This is a genomic window from Shewanella waksmanii, assembly GCF_043643685.1.
Classification (GTDB): Bacteria; Pseudomonadota; Gammaproteobacteria; order Enterobacterales; family Shewanellaceae; genus Shewanella; species Shewanella waksmanii_A.
Window position 1 is genome coordinate 171,937 of record NZ_JBHZSN010000004.1, and the last position, 26,573, is coordinate 198,509.

Sequence of the window (26,573 nt, forward strand, 5' to 3'; positions counted from 1 at the left end):
TTAGTTTGGCAATAGACTTCATAACCTAAACCCATACAATAGGTTAAAGCACGATTATCATAATACTGAGGGCAAAGAACGTCGCCCATTCCATTAAGGAAAACCATGCTATACCTTGTCCAATCCAACCAAATGGAACGCCTTGCAGAACAATTATCCGCTGCACTGCAGTCTCGGCATCCGCAGATGCCCACATTAATGCAAGAGCAAGTGTTGGTGCAAAGTCCAGGGATGTCGACATGGTTGCGATTACAAATCGCCGCCCACAATGGTATAGCAGCTGGTATTGAGTTTCCTCTGCCATCAAGCTTCATTTGGCAACTGTGCCATCAATTGCTTGATGATGTGCCCAAGGAAAATGCGTTCACTAAACCCGCAATGACATGGAAGCTGATGGAATTACTGCCACAGCTCATTGATAAACCTGAATTTGCGCCTTTAGCTGACTATTTAGCCAGCACGACAAATCCGCTTAGCGTCGCTGAGAAAAATCGCGCCCAACAATTAGCTGCGCTGAAATCCTATCAACTGTGCGGTCAAATTGCCGATATTTTTGACCAATATTTGGTTTACCGACCCGATTGGATCGCCGCTTGGGAGCAAGGTGACGACCAAGTGATTAAACTTGCTGCATCACAATCATGGCAGCCCATTCTCTGGCGCGCACTGATAGCCTTTAACCGCGACACCCTAGGGCAAAGTCAGTACCATCGAGCCAACCTGCATCAAGCATTATTTGCAGCATTGGACGACCCACAGCAGTCACTTGAAGGATTACCTAAACGCTTATTTGTGTTTGGGATCTCCTCCATGGCGCCACAAACCCTAGAAGTACTTTATTACTTAGCTAAGCACATTGATGTGGTGATGTTTAATCTCAGTCCCTGTGAGCACTATTGGGGTGATATTGTTGACCCTAAAGTGAGAGCCAGAATGGCCATCACGTTTGCAGACAAATATCAGCTAAGTGAACGCTGGGAAGAAAAATTGGAAGTGGGTAATCCGATATTAGCCAATAACGGTAAGATGGGCCGTGAATTGTTGGATCTTATCCTGCAATTACCCGAAGAGCACACCAACTTCAATTTCGAAAGCTATCACTCGCCAAGCGACAATAGTGTATTGGCAGGCATACAAGACGATATTTTACAGCTGAGCACACGCGGAGAAACATTAGGGCCTGACAGCAAACTCTACTTGAGCATTAACGGTAGGCGCGAACTTGCAGCAGATGATGATTCATTTACGCTGCGCAGCTGCCATAGTCCGTTACGAGAAGTTGAAACCCTACATGATCACCTACTCGATATGCTGTCACGCCATAGTGATGATGCCGATCCACTGCGCCCAAAAGATATCGTGATCATGATGCCTGATGTAGCCAGCTATGCGCCTTACATCGATGCGGTATTTGGAGCTAAACAAGGCCAGCATTATATTCCTTATGCCATTGCCGACCGCGGCGCCGCACAAGAATCCCCCTTGATCAACAGCTTTTTGCATCTACTCAATATTAACCAGAGCCGCTTTTCGCTCAGCGAATTATTGGGCGTATTAGAAGTACCGGCCGTATTGCGCCGCTTTGACCTTGATATCGATGAGCTTGATCTACTGCGGCGCTGGCTTGAAGAAGCAGGCGTACGTTGGGGGCGAGACGGCCAAAGCCGGGTGGACTATACCCTACCCGAATTTGAGCAAAACTCTTGGGCCTTTGGCATTAAACGCCTCATTTTAGGCTACAGCTTTAGTGATGGTAGCGATATATATCAACATAATTTGCCATTTGATGGCATTGAGGGGCAATCAGCCCAAGCTTTAGGAAAGTTACTCAATTTTATTGAAGCAATCGACAGGGTTAAGCAAGCATTGGCGCAGCAATGCATGATAGGCGAGCGTGTTGAGCAGCTGATGAGCTTACTTGAGGCGTTTTACGATGTCGACGAACAAGAACTGCTGCAACTACAAACCATTCGTGAAGCTATCACCAAACTAGAGCAAGAGATCGATGATGCCGGCCACACCAGTCCGTTACCGATTGAAATCGTACAAAACTGGTTTAAACGCACCTTAAGTGAATCCCGAGTTGGTCAGCGTTATCTTGCAGGTAGCGTTAACTTTTGTACCCTGATGCCGATGCGTTCTATCCCATTTAGGCTGGTGTGTTTATTGGGGATGAACGATGGCATTTACCCTCGTACTCAGCATCCTGTTGGTTTTGATCTGGTGGCTCAACATGGTCCCCGCAAAGGAGACCGTTCTCGACGTTTAGATGACAGATACCTGTTTCTTGAAGCGCTACTGAGCGCCCGTCAACAGCTTTATATCAGCTATATTGGTCACAGCGAACGAGATAATAGCGAGCGTATCGCCTCCATGCTGGTATCTGAGTTAGTGGAATATTGCCAGCTTTGTTATCTACCCACAGAATATCTTCACCTAGATGATGATAGCGTTGCCCCGAGCGATATCGATGCCATAGAAGCTGCAATAAAAACTCGGCTGATTAAACACCAACCGCTACAACCGTTTGATGAGCGTTTATATATAACCGCAGAAGATGTTCAAGCGCCGCAAGGTGCTCATTCATCGGTACAACTGAGTCATTCTTCCCAGTGGTGCCCGACTTTGCCTACAGATACTGCCACCGATTTAGCCACCAACACCAAGGCAAAGTTTATCACCACACCATTAGTGTGGCAGCAACAACAAGGTCCACTAGGCAGTGAAGATGATCAGCAAACAATCGAAGTAGAGCTGTCGGCCTTTATTCGTTTTTACCGTAATCCCGCACAGTATTTTTTCAATCGTGCGCTTAAATTGGATTTAAACCTAGCGATTCAGCAAGATGATAATGACGAGCCGTTCGCGCTCAACCCGCTAGGACGCTATAAAATCCAGTCCATCCTAATCGATAACGCCATTGAACGGGGTGAGCTAAGCCCCGAACCGAGTTTACTGGCGCAACTTAAAAAAGCAGGCCATCTGCCATTAATGCCATTTGATGATCTGTTACTTGCGCGCTATCTGCATGATATAACGCCGCTTATAGACCGCACGCTTTATTTAAAAGGTGAGCACTGCCAAAGCCTCAGCGTCGACTTGGCCTTACAAACCACACCCGCCATGTCTTTAGTCGGTCGCATCGACGATTTAAGTCAAAAAGGCTTGGTAAATTATCGCCCAGGAACCGCCAATGGCCGCGACATAATCCGTGTTTACTTACGTCACTTATGTGTTTGCGCAATGGCAGACCAAACTGATGACCCAAGCTGTGAGGATATAAGCTCTGCGAATAAAAGTGTCTTTAAACACAGTTTCTTATTAGATATTGGTCACTTTCATGCCTTTGCACCTATCAGTGCCGAGCAAGCGCGCAACCAGCTGAGTGTTTGGGGGCAATACTTTATCGACGGCCAAGCACAGCCGCTATTATTTGCCCCCCGAACTGCGCTTGCCTATGTCGAAGCTGAAGGCGATCATCTACAGAAATTACAAGCAGCCAGCCTTCAGTGGCAAGATGAACAAACCGGCTTAGGTGAAGGGTTCGAGCCACACTTACAACGCTTATTTCATTTTCCTGATGATTTTGACGAATCAGGCTTTGGCGACACAGCGCAGCAGCTATTGCAGCCATTACTAAGCTTGTACTACAAAGGAAAACTCGGTGAGTTGGCTGACTTTGTTGAAGCGCCAGCCGCTAGCGAGCAGGAGGTGCAAGGATGAGCCAGCCAACCTCAACACAAGAGACTGAACAATCAGTGCAAACCCTAGACACTCTCACGCTACCTTTTGGCGGTAATCGCCTGATTGAAGCCAGCGCAGGAACCGGTAAAACCTATACTATTTCAGGGCTTTATTTACGGCTTTTATTAGGTCATCAACTGCAAAGTCCACTCAGTTGTGAGCAAATTCTAGTAGTGACCTTTACCAACGCCGCCACCGGTGAACTACGTGACCGTATTCGCAGCAAAATACAGCTGGCTTATCGCCGATTCATTGGCCTGCCAGTGGATGATGCGCTGATCAATCAGCTTTATGATGCTACCGATGTAGAGCTACGAGCCGACAGCTTAAGACGTTTGGATTTAGCATTAAAATCCCTTGATGAAGCCGCCATCTATACCATCCATGGGTTTTGCCAACGTATATTGGCTGACATGGCCTTTGAATCGTCATTATTGTTTGAGTCAGAGTTTGTTTTGGACGATGGCGAATATCTACATCATGCGGTACGAGATTTTTGGCGTGAAGCCTGTTATCCACTGCCTAAATTTATTGCCGCGGTCATTCAAAAGCATTTTGCTGATCCCGATGCCCTTGGAAAACAACTGCGCGCGTTAATTGGCGCCAATCAAGCCTGCGTGAAACCAGAGCCCGCGAGCTTTGAAACAGCCAGTAGCCAACTAAGCCAATGTTTAAGTCGGTTACAGTTAATCTGGCCTAGAGAAAAAGAGCGCACAAAAGCCTTGCTGCATACCCTGCCCCTTAACGGCACTCGCTTTGGTAAAAAAGCCGACAACTACCCTAAACTGGCTGCCATGTTGGACTCCATGGACAACTGGGTAGCCAATAGCCAACGAAGTGGCGAGCTGAGTATGCCACCAAGTAAAACCCTTGAAGCACTGGCTTTATCTGAGCTCAAGCTTAACAAAGGTGGCGAGATCCCAAGCGCGCAAGATGCGCCATTACTCGCACACATTGAAACACTACTTGGCCATATCAACACGCTTATTCCAAGTTTTTTGTACGCGGCTCGCCAAGGGATCAGCCAACGTTTCTATGCTGAAAAGCAACTACGCAATCTCATGTCGCCCGATGACTTGTTGCTGACTTTATCTGAGGCATTAGATAGCCAACAAGGCGAAAATCGTCTCGCAACCAGTATTGCCAAGCGTTTTCCCGTCGCCTTGATTGATGAATTCCAAGATACCGATCCACTGCAATTTAATATATTTAGTCGCATTTATAGCGCCGGTTGCGATTCTGAGCACCCAAGTGAGTCAGCGGCTACGCATGCGTTGAGTTTGTTGATGATTGGCGATCCAAAGCAAGCTATTTACGCTTTTCGTGGTGCCGACATTCATACCTATATCAATGCGCGCGAGCAAACACCGGCGCGCTACAGCTTAGACACTAACTACCGTTCAAGTGCTGCGATGGTGCAAGCGGTAAATCAGTTGTTTGGCCATCACCAAGACCCATTTATCAGCCAATCTATCCCCTTTGATGCAGTGAAATCGGCACCCAATGCCGATAAAAAATGCTTAACCGACAGCAGCGGTGATACCAGTGCGCTCAGAGTCAGGCTTCTTCATGAAGATGAAGAACTTGGACTTAACAAAACTACCGCAAGAGCCCATATCGCCAATGATGCTGCCGATGAGATCACCCGCTTGCTCAATGAAGCACAAGATGGCGATTGCTACCATGGACAAGCTTCAACAGCCGAGCCGCGGCCATTAGTTGCCAAAGATATTGCGGTATTAGTACGCGATCGTCATGAAGCCAAGGTCATAGGCGATGCCCTGCGCCAGCGTAATATCGGCTCAGTATTTTTAAGTCGTGACAGCGTGTTTGACACCCTTGAAGCCAGAGAACTAGCGTTGATTTTAGTGGCTATCGCTAATCCGAAAGATGAGCGCGCACTGCGCAGTGCTTTAGCAACCTCATTACTGGGATACGATGCTGAAGCCATTCATCATTTCAATCAAGATGAAGAAGTTCGTCAGACCCTACTCACCCAATTTAACGAACTGCACCAATTATGGTTAAAACGCGGTGTCATGCCCGCGCTATTAAGCATGGCCAACATCACCAAGTTAATTGAACGAATTTTGCCGACAACCGATGGCGAACGACGTCTGACCGATTTTCGCCATTTAGGCGAGTTATTGCAGCAAAAGTCCACCGAAATAGATGGCATCAGCGCCTTAGTCAACTGGTATGAACAAGCACTGCTAGAAAACAATGGCAGCGAAGAAGCACAACTGCGCTTGGAAAGCGAACAAAACCTAGTGCAAATCGTCACCATTCATAAAAGTAAGGGCCTTGAATACCCAGTGTGCTTTGTGCCATTTGTCAGCCTCAGTCGAGACAACCGCAAAAAGCCTGCTCCGATGTTGTATCACCGTGATAATCAGCTGATTTGGGACATTGAACAAAGTGATGATGGCTGGGCGCTAAATAAACAAGAAAACCTCGCTGAAGATCTGCGCTTGCTATATGTGGCGCTAACTCGCCCGGTATTGGCCTGCTACCTGTACATTGCCAACCATAGCCGCATGACCAAACGCTCAGGTATCAATAGCCAACTGCATGAAACCGCAATCGGTTATCTTTTAGGTGTGGTTGATAAAAGCTGTGATGGTCTACAAATGAGTACAGCAGCAAAAGCACTCGCTAGCGCAGATATCAGCGTCAATGAACTCAGCATGGGTGATGCCTTTGCATCCCCCACGGTGTTAGCAACTGCTCAGGTAGCAACCAGTCAATTTGTCCCCTTGCCTGTAACCTACCAAACCGATATGCCCTGGCGAGTTGGCAGCTATTCTGGTTTAGTCAAACACCTGCCCCATGAACATATTAGTGTGGGCGCGGGTGATGAGCAGTTCCCAGAGGCTGAACAAATTGAAGATCAACCATCAGATCAACTGGACAGGTTTAGTTTTGAGCGTGGCGCCAATGCCGGTAGCTTTATGCATCTAGTGCTTGAACTGATTGATTTTACGCAAGCAGATAGCCAACTTGCCGAGCAGCTACCCATTGCCATGCAGCGCTATGGTATCGACGAGCAATGGTCAACCGTATTGCTTGAGTGGTATCACGATATCATCGCGACGCCGCTCATTAGCCCTAAATCCGCTGTTAGCCCGAGGCTGGCTGATATTGGTGAGCAACAGCGTATTGTTGAGATGGAGTTTTATCTACCTCTAACCCAGCTTACCGCACCAGCCCTAAACCAATTGCTGCAACAATACGGTTATAGTGAACAGCTCAATTTTGACGATTTACGTGGCATGTTAAAAGGCTTTATCGATTTAACCTTTGAATATAATGGCCAGTTCTTTATTGCCGACTATAAGTCTAACCATTTAGGCAATCACTTTGGCCATTATTATTCGCCTAACCTTGACGCAGCGATTAGATCGCATCGATATGATTTACAATACATTATCTATACCGTCGCGCTACATCGCTGGCTGAAGTTGCGTATACCCAACTACCAGTATGAGCAACATATCGGTGGCTGTTACTATCTGTTTTTACGCGGCATGTCTGTTAATCAACCTGAGGCTGGTGTTTTCTTCGATAAACCCGAATTTGGCCTAATTGATGCGATTGATAAACTGTTTGAACTGGGTAGCTCGCAATCTCAACCAGCGCCAGATGTTGACGAACCCGGGTTACCACAAATGGAGCTACCACTATGATCCAGTTACAAGCTCCTGTCGAGGAGTTATTAATCCAGTGGCAATCAGAGCGATTAATCACCCCACTCGATCGTCATTTTGCCCTACAGATGCGCGCACTACATCAAGATAGTGACCCATTATTTGAAATAATCTGTGCCTTGCTTAGTCGTCAGTTATCACAACAACATACCTGTCTACCGCTAGCACACATAGACCGATTAAATCCGTTTGCAGAACAACGGAGTCAATGCCAGATCACTGCTGATATTAGTGAGTTAAGTGCCCATTTAGCCAATTACCAAGCGATCAGCCGAGCGCAAGACAACACCAAAACCCCGTTAATACTGGATGGTGAGTTTCTCTATCTGCAGCGCTATTACCAATTTGAGCTCGATGTGAGTCATACATTGAACCGGCTGGCGTTAACACCGGTCGCGGTGGAAAACCCGTCGCAATTACGCACTCAATTGGCATTGTTATTCCCTGACAATCAGCAACAATACGATTGGCAAAAAATTGCTACAGCAACTGCTTTTAACCGTCAATTGGCGGTGATCACTGGCGGGCCTGGTACCGGTAAAACCACAACAGTGACTAAGTTGCTATTTCTGTTGGCTCAGCACCAGCAAATCAATATCAAATTGGTTGCGCCTACGGGTAAAGCAGCCGCCAGACTCAGTGAGTCAATTAAGGCATCAAAAGCGCGACTGATGACCGAGCTCGCCAGCTTTGGGCACCTATTTGAGTTAGACAATATCAGTGCGGTACCAGAAGATGCATCGACTTTACATCGCTTGTTGGGGGTGATCCCCAACTCTCATCGCTACCGCCACCACAAAGATAATCCATTACGGCTCGATTTGCTGGTGATAGATGAAGCGTCAATGGTTGATTTACCGATGATGCACAAGATTTTACAAGCGCTACCTGAACACGCCAGACTGATATTACTGGGCGATCAGGATCAGCTTGCCTCGGTTGAAGCTGGCGCAGTATTAGCCGATATTTGTGCCGGACTTAAACATCAACAATTCGACCAACAAGGCCAAGCTTCGACCTATTGGCAAATGCGTTACAGCGAGCAGCAGGCCCAGTATTTATCAACCGTGACCGAAACTCAGCTAACCCATTTTACCCACCCGCAGCCTAAACTGGGTGACAGCTTATGTATGCTTATGCACAGCCATCGTTTTAAAGGCGATGCGGGCATTGGTCAATTGGCCGGCGCGGTGAATCAATCTGACTTAGCCTCAATATTGGCCGTATGGCAACGTGGCTATGACGAGTTGCAGTGGTTCGAGCACACCTTTAACCAAGATACTAATACCGGCCTAAATGACATTAAAACTCAAGCGGTCACCCAATATGGGCAGTACCTCAAGCAAATGGCTGCCGCTATGGATGATATCAGTATTTCAGTGGCCGATATTATCGACAGTTATAACCGTTACCGACTACTGTGCGCCATGCGCGTGGGAGAGTATGGCGTTGAAGGCATTAACCAAACCATCAGCAACGCCCTAAAGCAAGCAGGGCTAATTGAACCAAGCCAAGAGTTCTATGCTGGCAGGCCGGTTATCATCCAAAGCAACGATTACAACCTTGGTTTATTTAACGGCGACATTGGCTTAATACTCGCCGACAGAGATCATCAGCAACAGCGGTTAATGGCACACTTTGTTCAAGCCGATGGCAGTTTGTTAAAAGTACTGCCTGCACGGTTACCCAAACACGATACTTGCTTTGCTATGACAGTGCATAAAAGCCAAGGCAGTGAATTTGAGCAAGTTGCCCTAGTACTACCACCTAAACCCAGTGTGGCACAGCAAACTTTGCTGTCAAAAGAGCTTATCTACACCGCTATCACTCGTGCAAAACAGCACTTTAGTTGTTTAGGCAGTCAAGCGGTGTTTGAACGTGCATGTTTGCAGGCCACTAAGCGTGCTTCCGGGCTAGCCATGCGTCTGTGGTGATAGGATTAGCTATGTTGACTGACAACAATCGCTAGCTACTTTGGTTTACAGCTTTGGTTTATTACTTTGATTCATTGCGTTAATTCATTGAGTTAATTCATTACTTTGATTCATTGTTTTAATAAAAACTGATTCACTATCAGTAACAAAAAGTCGCCACCTCATGCATATTAAGTGGCGACCTTTATTCACTGTTTAATCCAAATTTTCCCGCTAACGGCTAAACCAACTTAGCTAATACCAATCGGCATAAGTCTACTGATTTGCCACTCGGTGACGCTGCTCATGCTCCAGTAGCCACTTCTTACGTGCAAGCCCACCTCCATAGCCAGTAAGCGAGCCATCTTTGCCAATCACACGATGACAGGGGATCACGATGGCTACCCGATTAAAACCATTAGCTGAGGCCACTGCCCTCACCGCTTTAGGGTTATTAATCTTTTGGGCTTGCTGCTGATAAGATGCCGTTTCGCCATAATCTATGGTTTGCAAACATTGCCAAACTTGCTGCTGAAAGTCGGTGCCTGGTGTATCAAGCGGCACCGTAAAGTGCGTTAAATTTCCGTTGAAATAACTTTCAAGTTGCTGCTTTAACGCTTTAATGTGGGCATTTTCTCCCATCAAAATTTGTGCCTTAAGTCGTTTTTGCAGGTCTTTAAATTCAGTTTCCAACATACGCCGATCAACAAACTCCAGTAAGCAGATACCTTTTTCCGTGGCACACACAAACATCGGCCCGATTGGCGTGGTTAGGCGGCTGATCAAAATGATCTGTTTATCCGCTTGAGTTTTGGGTGAATGGCCCACCACCTGTTTATAGGTATAACCAAAGCCACTTAACGAGTTAAAACCGGCATTAAATGCAGTATCGGTGGCAGTGTTGCCCTTCTTTAACTCCTCAAAAGCGCTATTAATCCGAAACATGCGCTGATAAGTCTGAAAGGTCATGCCGTAGTGCTGTTTAAACCAACGCCTAACAAATTCGGGCGCAATTCCTTGCTCGCGTAAATGCTGATCGGTCACCTTTTGTTTTAAGTCTGCCTTAACTAATTCAATCGCCTGTTCAACCTGCTTAGGCGCTGCTTGAGCATTTTCAGTTGGCTTACAAATTTTGCATGGTCGATAACCAGCATCTAAGGCATCTTTAAATTCGCTGTAAAACTCGACATTCTCACGCTTTGGCTTACGTGCACGACAAGTCGCGATACAAAAGATCGAGGTGGTTTTCACCCCAACATAGAATGTGCCCACGTAACTGGGCTCACGATTAACAAGGGCGTTATAATAGGTTGCTATAGTTTGCTGTTCTGTAATGAGCATAGATTTTGCCGTTAAAGTTGTGACTCTTCATTACGGTATATTGAAGCTAAAGATACTGCCAACCGAAAACTGAACAAGTATTTTTTATTGTTTAATTTCAATGAATTAACCATACTCAATTCAAGCTATTCGACTCGGTATGTAGCCTTGCTTGATTCTTAATGTGTAAATCAATTCCACAATTTAGCCAACGCCATTTAAGTTAGCTGTTTAATCTAGCCACTTAACGCCCAATCTACCGCGCTTTTAGCATGTATTTCTGTAGTGTCATACAAAGGAATATCGGTATCTTTTGGCGTGATTAGCATGCCAATTTCAGTACAACCTAAAATAATCGCTTGCGCCCCCTGGCTCGCCAAGTCATTAATGACCTCTAGGTATTGCTCACGATCTTGTTGCTTAACCTGCCCCTGACACAATGAATCGTATATCACGCTATGGACAAGCTCTCGCTGCGCAGAACTAGGGATTATCACATCAATGCCGTGGTGGTCTGTCAGTCTAGCTTTATAGAAATCTTGCTCCATGGTGAAGCGGGTACCCAATAACCCCACTTGCTTAACACCATCCGCCAATAACTGCTTTGCTGTCGCATCGGCAATGTGCAATAAAGGAATCGATACCTGTTGGGTCACGGTATCTGCCACTTTGTGCATGGTATTAGTACAAATCATTAGCGCTTCAGCACCGCTAGACTCTAGTGCAATAGCAGCTTTACTTAGCTCTGCTGCCGCACCGTCCCAATCGTTATCATGTTGCAGCTGCGCAATAGTGGCAAAATCAACGCTGACAAGATTCACCTTTGCACTGTGTAAGCCGCCCAAACGCTGCTTAACCTGTTGGTTGATAATTCGATAATATAGCTGTGTTGATTCCCAACTCATCCCCCCGATAAGGCCAATGGTGCGCATCAAGACTCCTACAGTTTAGCGTGGTGTTTTAGTTACTCTACCACCTCAAGGGTAACTTTTCTTAGTTGTTCTCCATCGCTTGCTTTATACAACCGTGTAGTCGCTCATGATTAATCTCTTTATATAAAGAGTCAATTGCGTCAGAAATCCTTCTAAGTTCCGCTACACTAGGAATGGGTTGAGAACCTTGGTCTTTGACTTGGATACTAGGCTGACTTCCTTCTACTTGTGCCCATACACCATGAGTAAGCTGATTTCTCTCATTGGTAAGGGTTTCAGCTCTTTCCATAAAACTATTTATCTTTGTGATTGCTTGCTGGCATTGCAATTCTCGCGATGATTTTTTTACTTCTTTTCGTAATTGAGCTGCACCTTTTTTGCGACTCATTTCCATCGCCTCTTTCGGAGAAACTTCATGCAACGTCTTTAAAAGCATCGTTTTCATATAATTCAAATGCTCAGCGCGAAGAATAAGCTCACCCAAATTAGCTAATAATTGCTGATCTTGTGGAACATAAGGTTCCATCATTTTAAAAGCCACATTAAACTCCTTTTACGTAGCATTGCACTTTGGCCTCATTAATACACAGAAAACAAAAGTTTGTTTAATTACCTGTTTAACAAACCTTATAGGGAAAAGATAACATACTGATTTTCCGTGAGTCACTCACTATTATTGACAAGCCAGCACCATGTCGACTCGGTGCATCCCCGCGCCCCAGCCATCTGTGGTTTCACTGACGACTTGTGCTCCATACTTGGCAAAAAATGGCGCTGATAAATGACTGGCGGCAATATTAATGTGTGAAAGCTGTTGCTGCTTGCTAAGCATTAACGCGCCTTCCATCATCGGAGCGCCAATACCGAGGCCTTGCTGCTCTGGTGCAATCAAAATCCAATTAATCGATTTAACCTTTAATGAATCCCCCAGTAAGCCACATGCACCAACGATATGATTATTGACTAGGCAAACTTCATACCCTTGGTTAGTGCTGACGTGGCTATCAAAGAATGCATTAAAATCATTGCGCTCGTTAGGCGCAAAATAGGTTGGACAGTTTAAATCGAAAATCTGCAAACAGGCGGGCTTATCTTGGCAGTGAAAGTGCCGAAACTGAATTGATTTACGCAAAAGCCACTCCTAATGAAATATCTAAGTGATAATACGTTATCAGCTAGATCAACTATGAAGGGCGATGCACAGTTGCTATGTGTTTCATAGATAAGCAACCAGATTCATCAGTTAGCATAGAAGCCTTGAAGAAAACGCCAACAAACCTCTTGACCGATAGTTCATCATTGACAGCCACAGAAACATAAAAAAAGCGCCTTAGGCGCTTTTATTGATGTTATTCAGATTGCTTGCTTTTTCGGCCTAAGACCTCAACCTTACCCTTTTTAGATAAGCCTGCAAGGCCGAGGGTTTGATTACCAATGCTGTCATAGCTCAGCTCAATGGTCTTAATCTTACTGTCGCCTTTCGGTATTGAAATTGACCGCGATGACAAACCTTTAGTTAATATCCCTAGGTTATCAACGGTTTTAACCTCACCATCTCCCATGGTGATCACAATCTGCTTCAGATTGACTGAGCCCTGAATACATTTGAGCTTGATGCTGGTAATGTTCTTTTCTGCAAATCGTGGCTGAACAGTATCCACTTCAGCTTTATAATCGACCGTCTTTTCAGCCAATTTAATCCAATCTTCTTTGGCTACCACCGCTTGAGGCAACAGCAGTAATAGACTACAGACCAATACTATCAATGTTCTCAAAGTCGTTCTCCTCATGCTTAAATGTTAACCATAATACGTTAGCGTAGATCTTATCATCTACAGCATAAACTCAGTCAACCAAAATGCTTGCCTTTTAGTGAATAATCACTATTACTAAAAGTAATTGATCTTTAAAAAAATCCGTGTAAACCGATCACCACTATAATATTGATTTAAAAGTAATAAAATGGAATAGCGATGAGAACATCATCACAGTAGAGCTAAAAACAACCAGCGCTAATGCTAGTAAAAGCTTTACTTATTTAGTTATCAAAATAACGGTGATTTCGCTCAGCATCCACTGGTGTACATGAATAGTGGCTATAATAGCACCAGCGCCAATCGATCACGCCAAACGTTTGAACACATAAGGTGCAGTGCAAAAACTACCAATAATCAATTGTAATTCATAGTTTGCAAAAATGAGGTTTGAGAGGCTAGTTCCTATTATTGACGTTGATAATATACCAAGTAAAAACAGTATTATATGGGTATACAGTAGTGTTGCCAGTACAAACTTAGCATACCAAAGTGGTTGTCTATATTTATCATCCATGATTGCTTCGCTTTCCTTTTCTTTCACTTTTTCTTTCCCTTTCTCTCGCCCTTTTTACTTCCCTACTTTAGCGGGCTCTATCAAGCAATAACCAGATTAACGGTATTTGAAAGTAACATCGAGATGAAATGGGTTAATTGAACAAATTTCATCTCAATAGTGAAAAGCTTGTACTAGATGCTAGATGTTAGATTCTAAGTGCTAAGTGCTAAGTGCTAAGTGCTAAGTGCTAAGTGCTCTATACATAATGAATTTAGTTGTCAGCACTAGACACTTTGGGCCCGCATAGTAGATATAGACTGCACCTTGACTTGCTGATAACGGCTGAGCAGTTGATACAAGCTAATGGCGTAAACAAACACGATAACAAATGGAATCACTATAAATCGCTGCTCAGGAAACACATACCAGGCGATGACGATAAGTACGGTACGCAGCACAGTATGAATAATGCCAACGTTGTGCTCTAACGACCAAGAAATGGGTAACCACATCAGCCCTGACACAATACCAATGGCCATTGGCACTGCCGTATAGTTCTCTAACCCAAATGGTATAGCGACTGCAAACGCGCACCATGACATACCAAGGGTATACAAAAATAACGTATCAAATGGATTGCGCTGCGCTTTTTTAACCAGTAATTTTTCACCGGTAAAACGAGAAATAAAAAGTGCTAGATAAAAGATACAACCCGTGCCGATATACACAGGTAACACCATATTCTTAGCTGGTACCACTAACGCGGTTATCCCTAATAGTAACCAAACAATCGCCCCTGCAATGGGCATAGTGATTAACTTCTTTTGTTTATACTCTTCGCGATACTGCTCTAGTGATTTGGCCATGTCCATTTGTCCCTTGTTTAATGCCTGATGTTTAGTGTCTAGTGTTTAATGTGTGGAGATATTATTGATGTAAAGGCAAATAAACGTCAGAGACAAAAGTCATCAATAGCCTATGACAATTGTCACTTAGCTAATTTTTCAGTACTAAACTCACTGATCTGAAACGGGAAAATTCAATAGGAAAAACAAGCGTGTAAACTCAATAGGGAAAACTTAAGCGAAAACACTCAACCACAAAACTCAAGCGAATAATCAGGGTTAGGTTGTCATTGTTGGCGCGCAATAGGCAATTGTCCAAAGCGAATTGCGAGTTATTCGTTATGGAGTGTTTGTGATGGGAGGAATTCGGGAAACAACAGTGGCATGTGGAACACGGTATATGATTTAAGGTTTCCAGAAAGGAGGTTGTCATTTACGCCATTAATTATGGGTGTCTATATGTTTTTCCTGAAATTTTTCCGGTGTAGCCGCTTGTTGCATGCCGATGCTGTATTCTTGGCACAAGCGATTAATTTGTGTTTCATGCTGGTTGATTAATGGGCTTATTTGCATAGCCTCTTTGCCACCGCGCTTAAGTGTTGATACAACCTCATTTGGATTACTAAACTTGAGTAAGAACGGCTGGCCAACTTTAACGAAGAGGTCATAAATGCACCTTGAAGAGCTAGTGGCCTCATTTAGAGATGAAACTGGGAACCTTGTTTGGCCGGAACCCTCAATATTTCCAAGTTCGGCACCGATAATACACACTCGTTCTTTACCCGAGAGATATTCTACAGCCACATTACCAACTGCATCGAAATCTGATTCGTGGTTGATGAATGAAATATGGAAAAACCACACAACATCTTCACGTTTTAGCTTGAAGTGACGCTCTCTCTTCACAAATTTCCACTCGGGAAGCAGCTTGTCTAACTCACCTATAAACTTTTCTTGAAGCTCAGATACTTTCATAGCATGTAACGCCTTTCTAAGCGGCTAAAAATGGCTGATTATGATAGCGAGGAGCGAGCACAGCCAGCTGTTTGTGTCCGTTTGAGCAACTTGTTATATTTTTTGGGTTACAATTTCGTATTGGTCTTTATTAGTTGATACTTTATAAATATCAGCTTTAGGTAAATTATATTTGATAACACCAATCAATAATGCCTGCTGATCTTGACTCATTTTTTCACCAATATAAACCGCCTTTATAGCCTCGGGTGAAAACGACATTATCCCTGTTTTAGTTGCAACAAATCTAATTTCACACTCATAACTCCATTGTTCATGCTTACATTGAATACTCTTAAAGTACTCTAATGCACTTTTATTTACATCGTCTAATAAATTTATAGTGTGTGGTTCATTAACATAATTAACTGCGGTCCAAGCAAAGTTAACATCAGGGTTTAGTTTCACTAATGATTTTTTTAGAATATCTAGATCATACTTTACACAAAATCCTTTAAACTCATCAGCGTAGTGAGCCCAAAGTAGCATGTTCGAAACTTGAATCCGTGGGTCATTAGGAATATCTGATGCAGTAGAAAAAACACCAAGACTTTCCGCTTGTGCACTTAAATCTGACTTGTAATTACTCAAGCAGGTATCGACAAAATTTAAAAAGTCATTGGGGTTTTCCAAATACCTGCTATTTACTACATCGTGTGATTGCTCTGTTGATAAGCCAGACTTTTTTTGAACTATTTTCTTACCAAACTCTAGATATTTACTTACTTTATCTGTTTGTGAATGAGGCTCATTAATTTTCACAATTCCCTCAAACGGATCATTTAGCTTTTCCTTACTAGAAAACCAAATAGTATTGTTCGCAAGCGTAGACAATGAGTTTATATTCATTGATCTAAATTTATAAATATTTTTAAAATTCGACATGCAGATCCAGAAAAAATACAACGCCTCAATCAGAGGCAAAAAATAGTTGGTTATAATTAGCGACGCAGGAGCAAAACCAACTGTTTTTTGTCCTGTTGAATTGACTTGTTAGCTTCGTTTTGAATGTTTCTCATTATGTACGATAAATCTAGCTCTTTCATAAAGTTCATCATAAGTGACCAATTCTACATTTCTAGAATCTCTGCGGAACAATTCTAACGTTTTCTCTTTAATTCGTTTAATACCAATAGGATCATTATTAATCTGATCCCAACTACCCATAATTAGAATTGTTTTAGAATCATAAGAGCGTTGATTTATCGCTTCATAGTTATCGTCTATTAGATCTTTGGTTGTTTCAATTTTTATTTGACCACTAGCCTTTTGCTCTAATATTTGAGAAAAGGCATCGATAAGGCTGTTTGATAAACTCCAACAGTTTGACCTGTTCTTCGATTTATTAAAAAGCTCAGTTGTTGGTAACTTTAGCTCAACAAATGTAGTAAATTTTTTGTCGCCTAATAAGAAGTCGGCAATGACTTCCTCTTTGCCAGCAGCATTAGATGCTGATGCATGAAACTCCTTTTGGAGAATTCCTTGAAATCTATAATCCAGGCCGTAACCAAATATCCATTCATTAGATTGGAAAAAATGCTGCCAAGCAGTCTCGTCCTTTGTGTTTGGATAGCCTATTTGAGTTTTATAATTTGGCAGGCCACCTTTGTATAATAGTGTTTCGAATAATTCTAATTGGTGTTTTCTATAACCAGTATTGACGAGGTCTTGGTTCGTGATTAATCCTTTATCCAGCAACTCATAAACCACGTCACTTCCATCATCGCCAGATAATAGAGTCGCTATTTTAGCTTTGGTTTCAGAATCTAGAACACTCAATTCATCATCTGCTAAAGAAATACGCCGCTTAGTTACATCTTTGAAATCTAACTCTTTGATAAACTCTAAAAAACAAGTTAGTTGCTCTAAATTGAATTTAGATAATTTCACTCGCTCTTTTTCTTTATTTGAAACAACTTTTATTATTTCAAATCCCTCAATATCATCTTTTTCTTTGAGGTAAACGACCTTAAGACAAGTTCTTGCAGCTAACTTAATGTGGGTCTCATTTTCATCAGAAAAGATAACTTGAAAAAAGCGACCGTCGCCAAACTCATGATTATACAAGTGTTCTAATTTAGAATTAAAAATCACGTCCTCATCAGTTAATGGGGGCGGGGTAAAATCGTTCATATTGACTCCACTCTATGATGAAACGCTTAAGAAGCTAACAGCTTATTATCCTGCGTCTCGGATAAATCCCTGCTTTAATGTTAATTTACGCTCAACATATCAATGTAACTTATTGATGTAAAGCGACTAATTTTTCAATCACTGTAATTTTTACTTTTATACCAACCGCAAAACTGAACAAGCACATTTATCAGGTCCAATGAAAGTCAAACTAAAAATGTCAACTTATTGAAAAGTTGAACTTATTTAAGAGCTCTCAAATTTATCGATGCCATTTCTTAGAATTTATGCAGCGATAAATCTGCCACAAAACCAAACAAGCACATTTGATTTGTTATACCTGCACTAAACCACAACCCTAAACCCAGCCACTAAACCACAGTCGTAAACCCAAGCACTAAACCTCGTTCATAAACAGCAGTCGTTGCCTCTAACAGCTCCAAGCCCCAAGCCCTTAACACTGGAGATAAAATCTGCAGTTAGCCATGATCTCGTCATAATCTCACCATTATGCAGTTGCATAATCTCATCGGTAAGGCATAGTGGAGACGCATGCAGAAACACCCAGTTTAAATGGAGTAATAATGAGCCAAACTAATCTACTGTTGATTTGTGGTGGTGGCGCCGATGAACACGACATTTCACTGATGTCGGCTAAGTACTTTGAGTCTACGTTACAAACCTTACCGCACCTTAATGTGCTAAAAGTAGAACTTGATGCCAATGGTCAATATCACACCCAAGACGGAGTACGTTGTGAGCTAACCAATCAGCGCGAGATCCGCTTTAACGATAGCAGCCGTGAAAACTGGCCAGTAGATTATGCCATCCCTTGCATCCACGGTTATCCCGGTGAAACTGGCGATATTCAGTCAATGTTTGAACTGATTAACCTGCCCTATTTCGGCTGCGATTCTGAAAGCTCTAGCAATTGTTTTAATAAGATCACCGCTAAAATGTGGTTTACTGCACTTGGGATCCCCAATACCCCTTACCTGTTTTTAAGTGAGCTAAATCAAGACGCCATCGAGAGAACCCAGCAAGCACTGCAAAACTGGGGCTCAGTATTTGTGAAAGCCGCTTCTCAAGGCTCATCGGTAGGCTGTTATCGTGTCGACAGCGCCGATGAAGTAGCCGACATACTCAAGCAAGCATTTCAGTACTCACCCTATGTAGTGGTAGAAAAGACCATTCGCGCCCGTGAACTGGAAGTGGCGGTATATCAGTTTAATGGTAAGACAGTGGCCACTGTGCCCGGTGAGGTCATTTGTTCATCAAACAATTTTTACACTTTTGATGAAAAATATGCCGCTGACAGCCAAGCCACCACAGAGGTGGTAGCCGATGTGTCACTAGCCGTTAGTGAGAGTATTCGTGAGTATGCGATCAAAGTGTTTGATGGTATGAAGCTGCGTCATTTGTCGCGCATTGACTTCTTCCTTACCGATGATGGCGAAATATTACTCAATGAAATTAATACGTTTCCAGGCTTAACACCGATATCTATGTTCCCTAAGATGTTGGCAAACCACGGCGACAGTTTTGCAGAGTATCTTGACCAAGCGATCCAAGACGGGTTAAAACACACATCTAAATAGCACTTCATCAACTGCCAATCATAATAAGCAGACGTAAATAAGCAGACATAGATAAGCAGTTATAAATAAGCAGTCATAAACTGTTACTAAATTCTCGAGGAGCACTGGCTCTTCGAGGATCTCGTCAAATTATCTAAATCCCGACCCAATCCCCCTATAAACAAGCGTGCCAGCACGACTTTGCAGCGCCATACCCTATTTTTTGCTGCTATTTCTAGGTGGTCTTTCGCGGTAACGTAAAGGTGTTACTTAAGCCATTAACGTATTAGCAATTGCACTTAATCTATGGCTCGGCATAATGCTTAGCCAACGTAACTGTTATCAAAGGGTTGGTTTAGTGTTGAGAAGCATTGGTTTTGAGGTCAAAAAGGAGCGGTCAAAATCGTTATTAGATCATAGTTACTGGATAGCTATCGCCATGGCGCCAAGCTTGGCATTGGCTGAAACAAACAGTATTGATAGCACTGCAAGCACTTTAAGCAACGATAGCCAAGCTATTGAGCGCATTAGTGTATTTGGACAAGTCTTACCTTATGCCGCTAATCGGCGACCTAGCGCCCATAGTTACCTTGATGAGCAACAACTACAACTCATTGCAGCGCCGTTAACCCTCAGTGAATACCTAAACCAGCTGCCAAGTGTTTATGTGCAAGCTAGCCAAAATTTCTCACAGGATGAGCGTATTGCTATTCGGGGTTTTGGTGCGCAATCCAGTTTTGGTATTCGTGGCATTCAAATCTTGGTTGATGATGTGCCCCATACCCTACCAGATGGTCAAAGCCAGCTTGATGGACTTTCGCTACAAAATATAGCCAGTATTGAGGTGCTAAGGGGCCCGCAATCAGCCTTGTACGGCAACAGTGCTGGCGGCGTCATTAAAATCAGCACTAAGGTCCCCAATACCGATCAAGTTGCCGTAAAACTGACCAAAGGTAGCTATGACACCGAGCAAGCCTACTTGTATGCCAACAAGCACCTTGATAACGTCAATGTCGGTGTCAGCATCAGCCACTTGGACAAACAAGGTTATCGCGACCACAGTGAATACGAGAAAAGCGCCTTTAATGGCCATGTTGACTGGCAAGTGTTGCCCAATTGGTTGTTACGCGTCAATAGCCAATACATCGACAGCCCAGTTGCCAATGACGCTGGCGGGCTAACTCGCATTCAAGCTCAAACCGATCCCAGCTCCGCCAGAGACAGAAATGTCAGCTTTAACGCCGGTGAAGCCGTAAGCCAGCATAAACATACCCTCGCCAGTCGCTATCAAGTTGATGACTTAAGTCAGCTAAACGCGCAGCTATATTACTTCGATAAGGACTTTAACAACCGCTTACCTTTTGAAGCTGGCGGCCAAGTTGAATTAGCACGCAAGTTTTATGGTGCCAACTTGCAGTATGCGACCGCGCACTTTTTATCAGATTATCAAGGCCAACTTATCTTAGGGGCCAATTGGCAACAACAGGATGACAATCGACGCCGTTATGACAACCTTAGCGGCACCCGAGGCGATCTCGCACTCGCGCAACAAGAGCTTATCGACTCCGCAGCCCTTTATGGACAGCTATCTGCCGAGCTGAGCAACCAATGGCTTGTGGATGTGGGCTTGCGCTATGAACATAATCAGGTAGAGGTTAACGATAACTTCTTAATTGATGGTGACCAATCGGGCCAATCAAACTGGCATAACAGTAGCGTCAATATCGGCACCAGTTACCAGTTTACTGATGCACATATCTTGTACGGCACGATTAGCCAATCTTTTCAAATCCCGACCACCACAGAGTTGGCCAATCCTAGCAACAACCTTGCTGGTCAACTGGCAGGTGGTTTTAATCCTGATTTAGATCCTGAAACTGCCATTAACTATGAGCTGGGTTATCGCGGCGAGTTTAACCCACAACACCGTTTTGATTTAGCGCTGTTTTATATCGATATTACCGATGCCATCAGCCCTTATGAAAAGCCCGGCAGTGATGATGAAATCACCTATTATCGTAATGCAGGCAAAGCGAGTCGCCGCGGTATCGAAGCCACGACCATGCATCAATTGCTCGACAATCTCAGCTGGAAAAATCAATACAGTTATTCTGACTTTACTTATGATGAATTCGATACGCCTCAAGGTGACTTTAGCGGTAAAACCCAACCGGGTATTGCCAAACACAAAGGCGCTAGCCAGTTGGTTTATCAAAACAACAATGATTTATCGGTAAACCTCGGACTGATCTATGTAGGCGATCGCTACACCAATAATAGTAATACCGAGTCTGCCGACAGTTATTGGTTGACCAACGCTGGGATCAGTCAGGCTATCCAATTTGAACCCATCGATTTGTCGTTATCGTTAACAGTCAACAATCTGTTCAATCAATACTATGATGACAATATTAGAATTAACGCTTTTGGTGGTCGCTATTATGAGCCAGGCCCTGAAAGGCTGTTTATGTTTACCCTTGCCGCCACACTTTAAATAAGGAACGATAATTATGTTGAGAGTACTCATTGGTGCCCTAACCTATTTAACGGTCAGCTTGCCACTGCAGGCCGCGACCTATGAATTGGTACAGGTTAATGACCAAATCACTATTCCTTGGGGGATCACCCAGCTGCCAGACAATGCCCTGTTAGTGACGGACAGACAAGGTAGCCTGCACCATATCGATAGCAGCGGTAAATCGACCCAAGTCAGTGGATTGCCGAATATCGTTGTGCAGCGTCAAGGGGGATTACTTGATGTGGTGCTGCACCCAGACTATGAAAAAAACGGTTGGATCTACCTTAGCTACAGCGCGGGTAGTGAAGATGCATCAAACACGGCAATCATGCGGGCAAAATTGGATAAACAAGGCGATACCCTGCGCCTAAGCCATACCGATATTCTGTATATGGCTGACGCCTATGCCAGCGGCGCTGTCCACTATGGCAGCCGTATCGCGTTTGATGACAACGGCATGATGTTCTTCTCAATTGGCGATAGAGGCATGCGTGATGTCAATCCGCAAGATCTCAGTCGCGATTCTGGTAAAATTTATCGCCTTAACGATGACGGTTCAATCCCCAAAGACAACCCGTTTGTCGACACCAAAGGCGCCAAAACTGCCATATACAGTTATGGCCATCGTAACCCCCAAGGTATGGCTTTTAACCCACACACCAAGCAGATCTGGGCCCATGAGCATGGCCCTAAAGGCGGTGATGAGTTAAATATCATTAAAAAAGGCGATAACTATGGCTGGCCAGTGATTAGCTATGGGGTGAACTACAGTGGCACCAGTTTTACCGATTTAACTGAAAAACAAGGCATGACCCAGCCGATCACTTATTGGGTGCCTTCCATCGCGCCATCAGCCATGGTGTTTGTCACCAGTCCCCGCTATCCAGAGCTTGAAAAGCAATTGCTCATTGGCTCACTTAAATTTGCTAAATTAGTCAGCCTAAGTTTAGACGGTGAAACCATTAGCAAAGAAGTCGATCTAATGGAAAACCTTGGGCGAGTACGAAGCTTACATCAAGGCCGAGATAACTATTTGTACATTGGTATCGACGGCCGCGGCGTGTTTAAAATCGTCCACAAATAGCCTGTTATGCCCGGTAGCTAGATTGCTGCCGGGCACTATTCCCCCGAGCATTATTGCAGCCGAGCACTGTTGTAGCTGAGTATTTTTGCTATCGTCTAAATATCCACACCATAGCGATGATAAATGCGCCCCATAAAGCCATCTTGATACATACCATTTAACGTTGATTGCAATAACGATAAATGCGCAGGATTGAGCTTATCATTACAGGCCATGGCACCTAATGCGGTGTAAAACACCATTTGTGGCTCCATTGCCACACCATTGGCACTGGCGATATGTTTAGCGCTAATGAGTTCTGCAGCCCACAAATCAATGCGATCGCGGTTTAACTTGGCAAAATTCTGCTGGGTGGTACTACTGAGCTCAACCGTAAACCCTAAGCTTTGCAAATACTCACCTATACCACTGCCCAAAAAACTGCCGATACGATAAGGTTTAGCATCGATAAGCGTTGTTAAATCATAGGATTGTGACGGCTTACTGAAAAAGCCGAATCGATAAATAGCTACCGGACTAACCCATTGAAATTGCGCTTCGCGCTCCTGACTACGAGTCACTGGCAACACACATTTGTTGGGTTGACGTTTAACGGTAATTAGCGCCCGCTTGAGCGGTACAAATTGCAATTGATAACTTAAGTTTGCCCGTTCAAACAGTTCATCTAACACTTCAACAAGCAAGCCAGTGGCTTGGCCTTGCTCATACATAGCAAACGGCGCCACCTCATAGGTGTAAAGCTCAATATCAATGGCGTGGCTTGGCACAACAAGCATCGCCCAAAGCACCATCGCTCGCGCCGGTTTCAGCAGCTTAAGCCACTGATTAACGCCAAACATTGATAGCCTCATCATAGGGCAACGTTCGCCCAGACACCGGCGCAGTATTACTCGGCTTAGGCGCGCCCGCTTGATTAAGCCAATACTCATCAGGCTTTTGCGCATTTAAGCGCGGACTACAAGGGTGATTATTGGCACTTAACCGCATTAAGTGTTGATCTACTTTTTCAGCAAATTCATCCAGTCCCTGCTGGGTAGATATTTGTCCTTCAACAATACGGGAAATATGCTGCCACCAGTATTTAGCAAGATGCGGATAGTCAGGTACATTGGTACCGGTTGGTGTCCACACATCGCGGCCTCGGCTTCGATAAAACTCTACCAAACCACCTAGATAAGGTGCCCTTTGGGTCATTGCTTGGGAGTCGATATCTGACTTTCTTATGGGGGTTAGCCCAACTAAGGTCTTTTTCAATGACACGGTTTTAGACACTACAAATTGAGCATATAACCAAGCCGCTTTTTGGCGGTCGATGGGCGTGTTGTGTAGCAGTGTCCAAGCTCCAGTATCTTGATAACCAGACTTCATTCCGACTTGCCAATACTTGCCTACGGGTGATGGCGCAATACGCCACTTTGGCGTGCCGTCGCTATTCATAACTGACAGGTTAGGTTTGGTTAAATCAGCAACAAAGGCGGTGTACCAAAATATTTGCTGGGCGATGACCCCTTTTCCAGGCCACTCTCCCGCTTGGGTAAAGTTAAGCTGTTTTGACTCAGGCGGCGCGAAACGATTTAACCACTCAACGTATTTATCAATCGCATACACTGCAGCGGGTCCGTTTAACGCACCACCGCGGCTGACCGACGCACCAACTGGGCGACATTCCTCGACGCGTATGCCCCATTCATCAACGGGTAATCCATTGGGCAAGCCTTTATCGCCCACGCCAGCCATCGATAACCATGCATCGGACATTCGCCAGCCTAATGAAGGGTCGGTTTTTGCGTAATCCATATGGCCATAGATTCGTTGGCCATCAATACGTTTTACGTGCTCAGAGAAAAACTCAGCAATATCCTCATAGGCTTGCCAATTTTGCGGTACGGCAAGTTCATATCCATACAAGCGCTTAAAGTCTTGTTGATACTTGGGGGTTGAGAACCAGTCGTGGCGATACCAATACAAATTTGCAAATTGCTGATCCGGCAGTTGATATAACTTGCCGTCGGGCGCGGTAGTGAACTTTATGCCAATAAAATCAGCTAAATCTAGGCTAGGTAACGTGACATCCTTACCCTGCTTTTGCATAAAGTCCGACAAGGCCACCACATCACCAGAACGAAAATGGGTACCTATTAAGTCGCTGTCATTAATATAGGCATCATAAAGGTTTTGCCCGGTCATGATCTGCGCTGAAAGCTTTTTGATGACGTCATCTTCGCCGGTCAGCTCATGAACGACATGAATTCCGGTTATCTCATAAAACGCTTTAGCTAATACGGTCGCTTCATATTGATGGGTAGCAATGCGCTCCGACACCACCCTGATCTCCATCCCTTTATAAGGCGTCGCGGCGTTGATGAACCACTGCATCTCTTCGAGCTGTTGCTGGTAGCTTAAGGTGGAAGGCGTTAACTCATTTTTCAACCACCACTGAGCGCTTGCGGTTTCGCTAACGCAAGTTTTAGATAATGCGGCAGATACGAGTATGATAAGGGCGCTTTTGCCCAAACTAGTTGTTCGCAATTCGCTCCCTCGAACATGACAACAGCAAAGATAATGGACTACAGCTAACTATGGTATAAAACAACGGCTTACGCCAGTTAGTATCAATAGCATTTACCACAGCTAATAGCAATGATAGTGGTAACAATTAAGGCTTTATCGCCACAGAGCAGACCTGCTAGAACATTGCAATGACCGTTGCCGATAACTGCGATGATTTACCACGGTTATCCAAGGGTAACTTTTGGGTAGCGCTGTGCACACAAGCCAATCAAAACCCCGTAAAGTTAGCCAATAAAAAGCGCCGATGTGGAGAGCATCGGCGCCGGGTGGAGATGTGGCAGACCAGCGGCCAGCCAAATTAGAGTGTAAGGTTAGAAGCCTTCAACTCCGGCCATATCAGGTAATTGGTGAGCAATCCCTTTATGACAATCAATACACGTTTTTTCACCACTTGCGAGCGAGGTTGAGTGCATTTTCGCTGCGCGAGTAGACTGGCGAGTAAAGTCCATGTAGTCAAAGTTGTGGCAGTTGCGGCACTCTAATGAGTCATTGGCTTTAAGCCGTGCCCATTCATGCTCCGCTAACTCACGACGTTTAGCTTCAAACTTCTCACGGGTGTTAATCGTGCCAAATACTTTCCCCCAAACCTCTTTAGATGCCTGCATTTTACGGGCAATCTTATCGGTCCAGTTGTGCGGTACGTGACAATCTGGACAGGTTGCACGCACGCCACTGCGGTTAGTAAAGTGAATGGTAGACTTCATTTCTTCATAAACGTTGTTTTCCATTTCATGGCAACCAATACAAAACGCCTCTTGGTTGGTCACTTCTAGGGCGGTGTTAAATCCACCCCAGAAGATAACCCCAGCCACAAACCCACCTAACGTCAGAAAGCCTAAACTAAAATGAACACTGGGCTTTCTTAGGACCTGCCAGATCTTTTTTAACTTATCTAACATAGG

Annotated in this window: 19 protein-coding genes; 6 read left to right on the forward strand and 13 right to left on the reverse strand. The window is 44.3% G+C overall.

The genetic code is table 11. From position 1 onward, the window contains the following. Positions 1 to 105: 105 nt before the first annotated feature. Genes recC through recD form a run of 3 tightly spaced genes read left to right on the forward strand, consistent with a single transcriptional unit; the run spans position 106 to position 9,385 of the window. Positions 106 to 3,723: an exodeoxyribonuclease V subunit gamma gene (gene recC / locus ACHUFW_RS07690; protein ID WP_394201950.1), complete on the forward strand. Its 3,618-nt coding sequence runs from the start codon at positions 106 to 108 to the stop codon at positions 3,721 to 3,723. Beyond that, entirely contained in the window at positions 3,720 to 7,430 is a 3,711-nt protein-coding gene (recB, locus tag ACHUFW_RS07695; RefSeq protein WP_394201951.1) for an exodeoxyribonuclease V subunit beta, read from the forward strand. The genes recC and recB overlap by 4 nt, the downstream gene beginning before the upstream one ends. Next, positions 7,427 to 9,385, forward strand: coding sequence for an exodeoxyribonuclease V subunit alpha (gene recD / locus ACHUFW_RS07700; protein WP_394201952.1), 1,959 nt, complete (start codon positions 7,427 to 7,429; stop codon positions 9,383 to 9,385). The genes recB and recD overlap by 4 nt, the downstream gene beginning before the upstream one ends. A gap of 255 nt (positions 9,386 to 9,640) precedes the next feature. Here recD and ACHUFW_RS07705 read toward each other — a convergent pair whose 3' ends face one another. The 10 genes from ACHUFW_RS07705 to ACHUFW_RS07750 form a co-directional block, all read right to left on the reverse strand. Beyond that, a complete protein-coding gene (locus ACHUFW_RS07705) occupies positions 9,641 to 10,705 on the reverse strand; it encodes a bifunctional transcriptional activator/DNA repair enzyme AdaA (RefSeq protein ID WP_394201954.1) in 1,065 nt (354 codons plus the stop codon). Between the two features lie 215 nt (positions 10,706 to 10,920). Continuing rightward, the gene (locus ACHUFW_RS07710; protein ID WP_394201955.1) at positions 10,921 to 11,616 is read right to left on the reverse strand and encodes an aspartate/glutamate racemase family protein; all 696 of its coding nucleotides are present in this window, start codon (positions 11,614 to 11,616) and stop codon (positions 10,921 to 10,923) included. Between the two features lie 61 nt (positions 11,617 to 11,677). Then, positions 11,678 to 12,157, reverse strand: coding sequence for a hypothetical protein (locus ACHUFW_RS07715; protein ID WP_394201957.1), 480 nt, complete (start codon positions 12,155 to 12,157; stop codon positions 11,678 to 11,680). Positions 12,158 to 12,289: 132 nt separating this feature from the next. Next, the gene (locus tag ACHUFW_RS07720) at positions 12,290 to 12,748 is read right to left on the reverse strand and encodes a GNAT family N-acetyltransferase (protein ID WP_394201958.1); all 459 of its coding nucleotides are present in this window, start codon (positions 12,746 to 12,748) and stop codon (positions 12,290 to 12,292) included. Positions 12,749 to 12,965: 217 nt separating this feature from the next. After that, on the reverse strand, positions 12,966 to 13,391 hold the full coding sequence (locus ACHUFW_RS07725; RefSeq protein WP_394201959.1) for a hypothetical protein: 426 nt from the start codon (positions 13,389 to 13,391) through the stop codon (positions 12,966 to 12,968). Between the two features lie 346 nt (positions 13,392 to 13,737). After that, on the reverse strand, positions 13,738 to 13,974 hold the full coding sequence (locus ACHUFW_RS07730; protein WP_394201961.1) for a hypothetical protein: 237 nt from the start codon (positions 13,972 to 13,974) through the stop codon (positions 13,738 to 13,740). A gap of 239 nt (positions 13,975 to 14,213) precedes the next feature. Further along, on the reverse strand, positions 14,214 to 14,795 hold the full coding sequence (locus ACHUFW_RS07735) for a DUF7010 family protein (protein WP_394201963.1): 582 nt from the start codon (positions 14,793 to 14,795) through the stop codon (positions 14,214 to 14,216). A gap of 420 nt (positions 14,796 to 15,215) precedes the next feature. Next, positions 15,216 to 15,749 (reverse strand): hypothetical protein, encoded by a 534-nt coding sequence (locus ACHUFW_RS07740; protein ID WP_394201965.1) that lies wholly within the window; start codon positions 15,747 to 15,749, stop codon positions 15,216 to 15,218. 93 nt (positions 15,750 to 15,842) lie between these two features. Further along, positions 15,843 to 16,673, reverse strand: a complete 831-nt coding sequence (locus ACHUFW_RS07745) for a DUF2971 domain-containing protein (RefSeq protein WP_394201967.1) — start codon at positions 16,671 to 16,673, stop codon at positions 15,843 to 15,845. Positions 16,674 to 16,781: 108 nt separating this feature from the next. Then, positions 16,782 to 17,921, reverse strand: a complete 1,140-nt coding sequence (locus ACHUFW_RS07750; protein ID WP_394201968.1) for a Shedu immune nuclease family protein — start codon at positions 17,919 to 17,921, stop codon at positions 16,782 to 16,784. Positions 17,922 to 18,505: 584 nt separating this feature from the next. Between ACHUFW_RS07750 and ACHUFW_RS07755 the strand changes: the two genes are divergently transcribed. The 3 genes from ACHUFW_RS07755 to ACHUFW_RS07765 all read left to right on the forward strand — a co-directional run bounded on the left by ACHUFW_RS07755 (position 18,506) and on the right by ACHUFW_RS07765 (position 23,100). Further along, positions 18,506 to 19,519, forward strand: coding sequence for a D-alanine--D-alanine ligase (locus ACHUFW_RS07755; protein ID WP_394201969.1), 1,014 nt, complete (start codon positions 18,506 to 18,508; stop codon positions 19,517 to 19,519). Between the two features lie 337 nt (positions 19,520 to 19,856). Then, positions 19,857 to 21,992, forward strand: coding sequence for a TonB-dependent receptor family protein (locus tag ACHUFW_RS07760; protein WP_394201971.1), 2,136 nt, complete (start codon positions 19,857 to 19,859; stop codon positions 21,990 to 21,992). Positions 21,993 to 22,008: 16 nt separating this feature from the next. Then, positions 22,009 to 23,100 carry a PQQ-dependent sugar dehydrogenase gene (locus tag ACHUFW_RS07765; protein ID WP_394201972.1) on the forward strand — a complete coding sequence of 364 codons (1,092 nt, stop codon included), beginning with the start codon at positions 22,009 to 22,011 and terminating at the stop codon, positions 23,098 to 23,100. A gap of 95 nt (positions 23,101 to 23,195) precedes the next feature. On the opposite strand, the gene ACHUFW_RS07770 is transcribed toward ACHUFW_RS07765, so the two are convergent. The 3 genes from ACHUFW_RS07770 to ACHUFW_RS07780 form a co-directional block, all read right to left on the reverse strand. Further along, on the reverse strand, positions 23,196 to 23,939 hold the full coding sequence (locus ACHUFW_RS07770; protein WP_394201974.1) for a substrate-binding periplasmic protein: 744 nt from the start codon (positions 23,937 to 23,939) through the stop codon (positions 23,196 to 23,198). Then, positions 23,926 to 25,629 carry an ABC transporter substrate-binding protein gene (locus ACHUFW_RS07775; RefSeq protein ID WP_394201975.1) on the reverse strand — a complete coding sequence of 568 codons (1,704 nt, stop codon included), beginning with the start codon at positions 25,627 to 25,629 and terminating at the stop codon, positions 23,926 to 23,928. The genes ACHUFW_RS07770 and ACHUFW_RS07775 overlap by 14 nt, the downstream gene beginning before the upstream one ends. Positions 25,630 to 25,982: 353 nt before the next feature. Further along, a complete protein-coding gene (locus tag ACHUFW_RS07780) occupies positions 25,983 to 26,570 on the reverse strand; it encodes a cytochrome c3 family protein (RefSeq protein ID WP_394201977.1) in 588 nt (195 codons plus the stop codon). Between the last annotated feature and the right edge of the window lie 3 nt (positions 26,571 to 26,573).

Bases quoted from the DNA above. Each gene is read 5' to 3' on its own strand.
- recC (WP_394201950.1), top strand. From the start codon at position 106: ATGCTATACCTTGTCCAATCCAACCAAATGGAACGCCTTGCAGAACAA.
- recB (WP_394201951.1), top strand. From the start codon at position 3,720: ATGAGCCAGCCAACCTCAACACAAGAGACTGAACAATCAGTGCAAACC.
- recD (WP_394201952.1), top strand. From the start codon at position 7,427: ATGATCCAGTTACAAGCTCCTGTCGAGGAGTTATTAATCCAGTGGCAA.
- ACHUFW_RS07705 (WP_394201954.1), bottom strand. From the start codon at position 10,705: ATGCTCATTACAGAACAGCAAACTATAGCAACCTATTATAACGCCCTT.
- ACHUFW_RS07710 (WP_394201955.1), bottom strand. From the start codon at position 11,616: ATGCGCACCATTGGCCTTATCGGGGGGATGAGTTGGGAATCAACACAG.
- ACHUFW_RS07735 (WP_394201963.1), bottom strand. From the start codon at position 14,795: ATGGCCAAATCACTAGAGCAGTATCGCGAAGAGTATAAACAAAAGAAG.
- ACHUFW_RS07740 (WP_394201965.1), bottom strand. From the start codon at position 15,749: ATGAAAGTATCTGAGCTTCAAGAAAAGTTTATAGGTGAGTTAGACAAG.
- ACHUFW_RS07745 (WP_394201967.1), bottom strand. From the start codon at position 16,673: ATGTCGAATTTTAAAAATATTTATAAATTTAGATCAATGAATATAAAC.
- ACHUFW_RS07750 (WP_394201968.1), bottom strand. From the start codon at position 17,921: ATGAACGATTTTACCCCGCCCCCATTAACTGATGAGGACGTGATTTTT.
- ACHUFW_RS07755 (WP_394201969.1), top strand. From the start codon at position 18,506: ATGAGCCAAACTAATCTACTGTTGATTTGTGGTGGTGGCGCCGATGAA.
- ACHUFW_RS07765 (WP_394201972.1), top strand. From the start codon at position 22,009: ATGTTGAGAGTACTCATTGGTGCCCTAACCTATTTAACGGTCAGCTTG.
- ACHUFW_RS07770 (WP_394201974.1), bottom strand. From the start codon at position 23,939: ATGTTTGGCGTTAATCAGTGGCTTAAGCTGCTGAAACCGGCGCGAGCG.
- ACHUFW_RS07780 (WP_394201977.1), bottom strand. From the start codon at position 26,570: ATGTTAGATAAGTTAAAAAAGATCTGGCAGGTCCTAAGAAAGCCCAGT.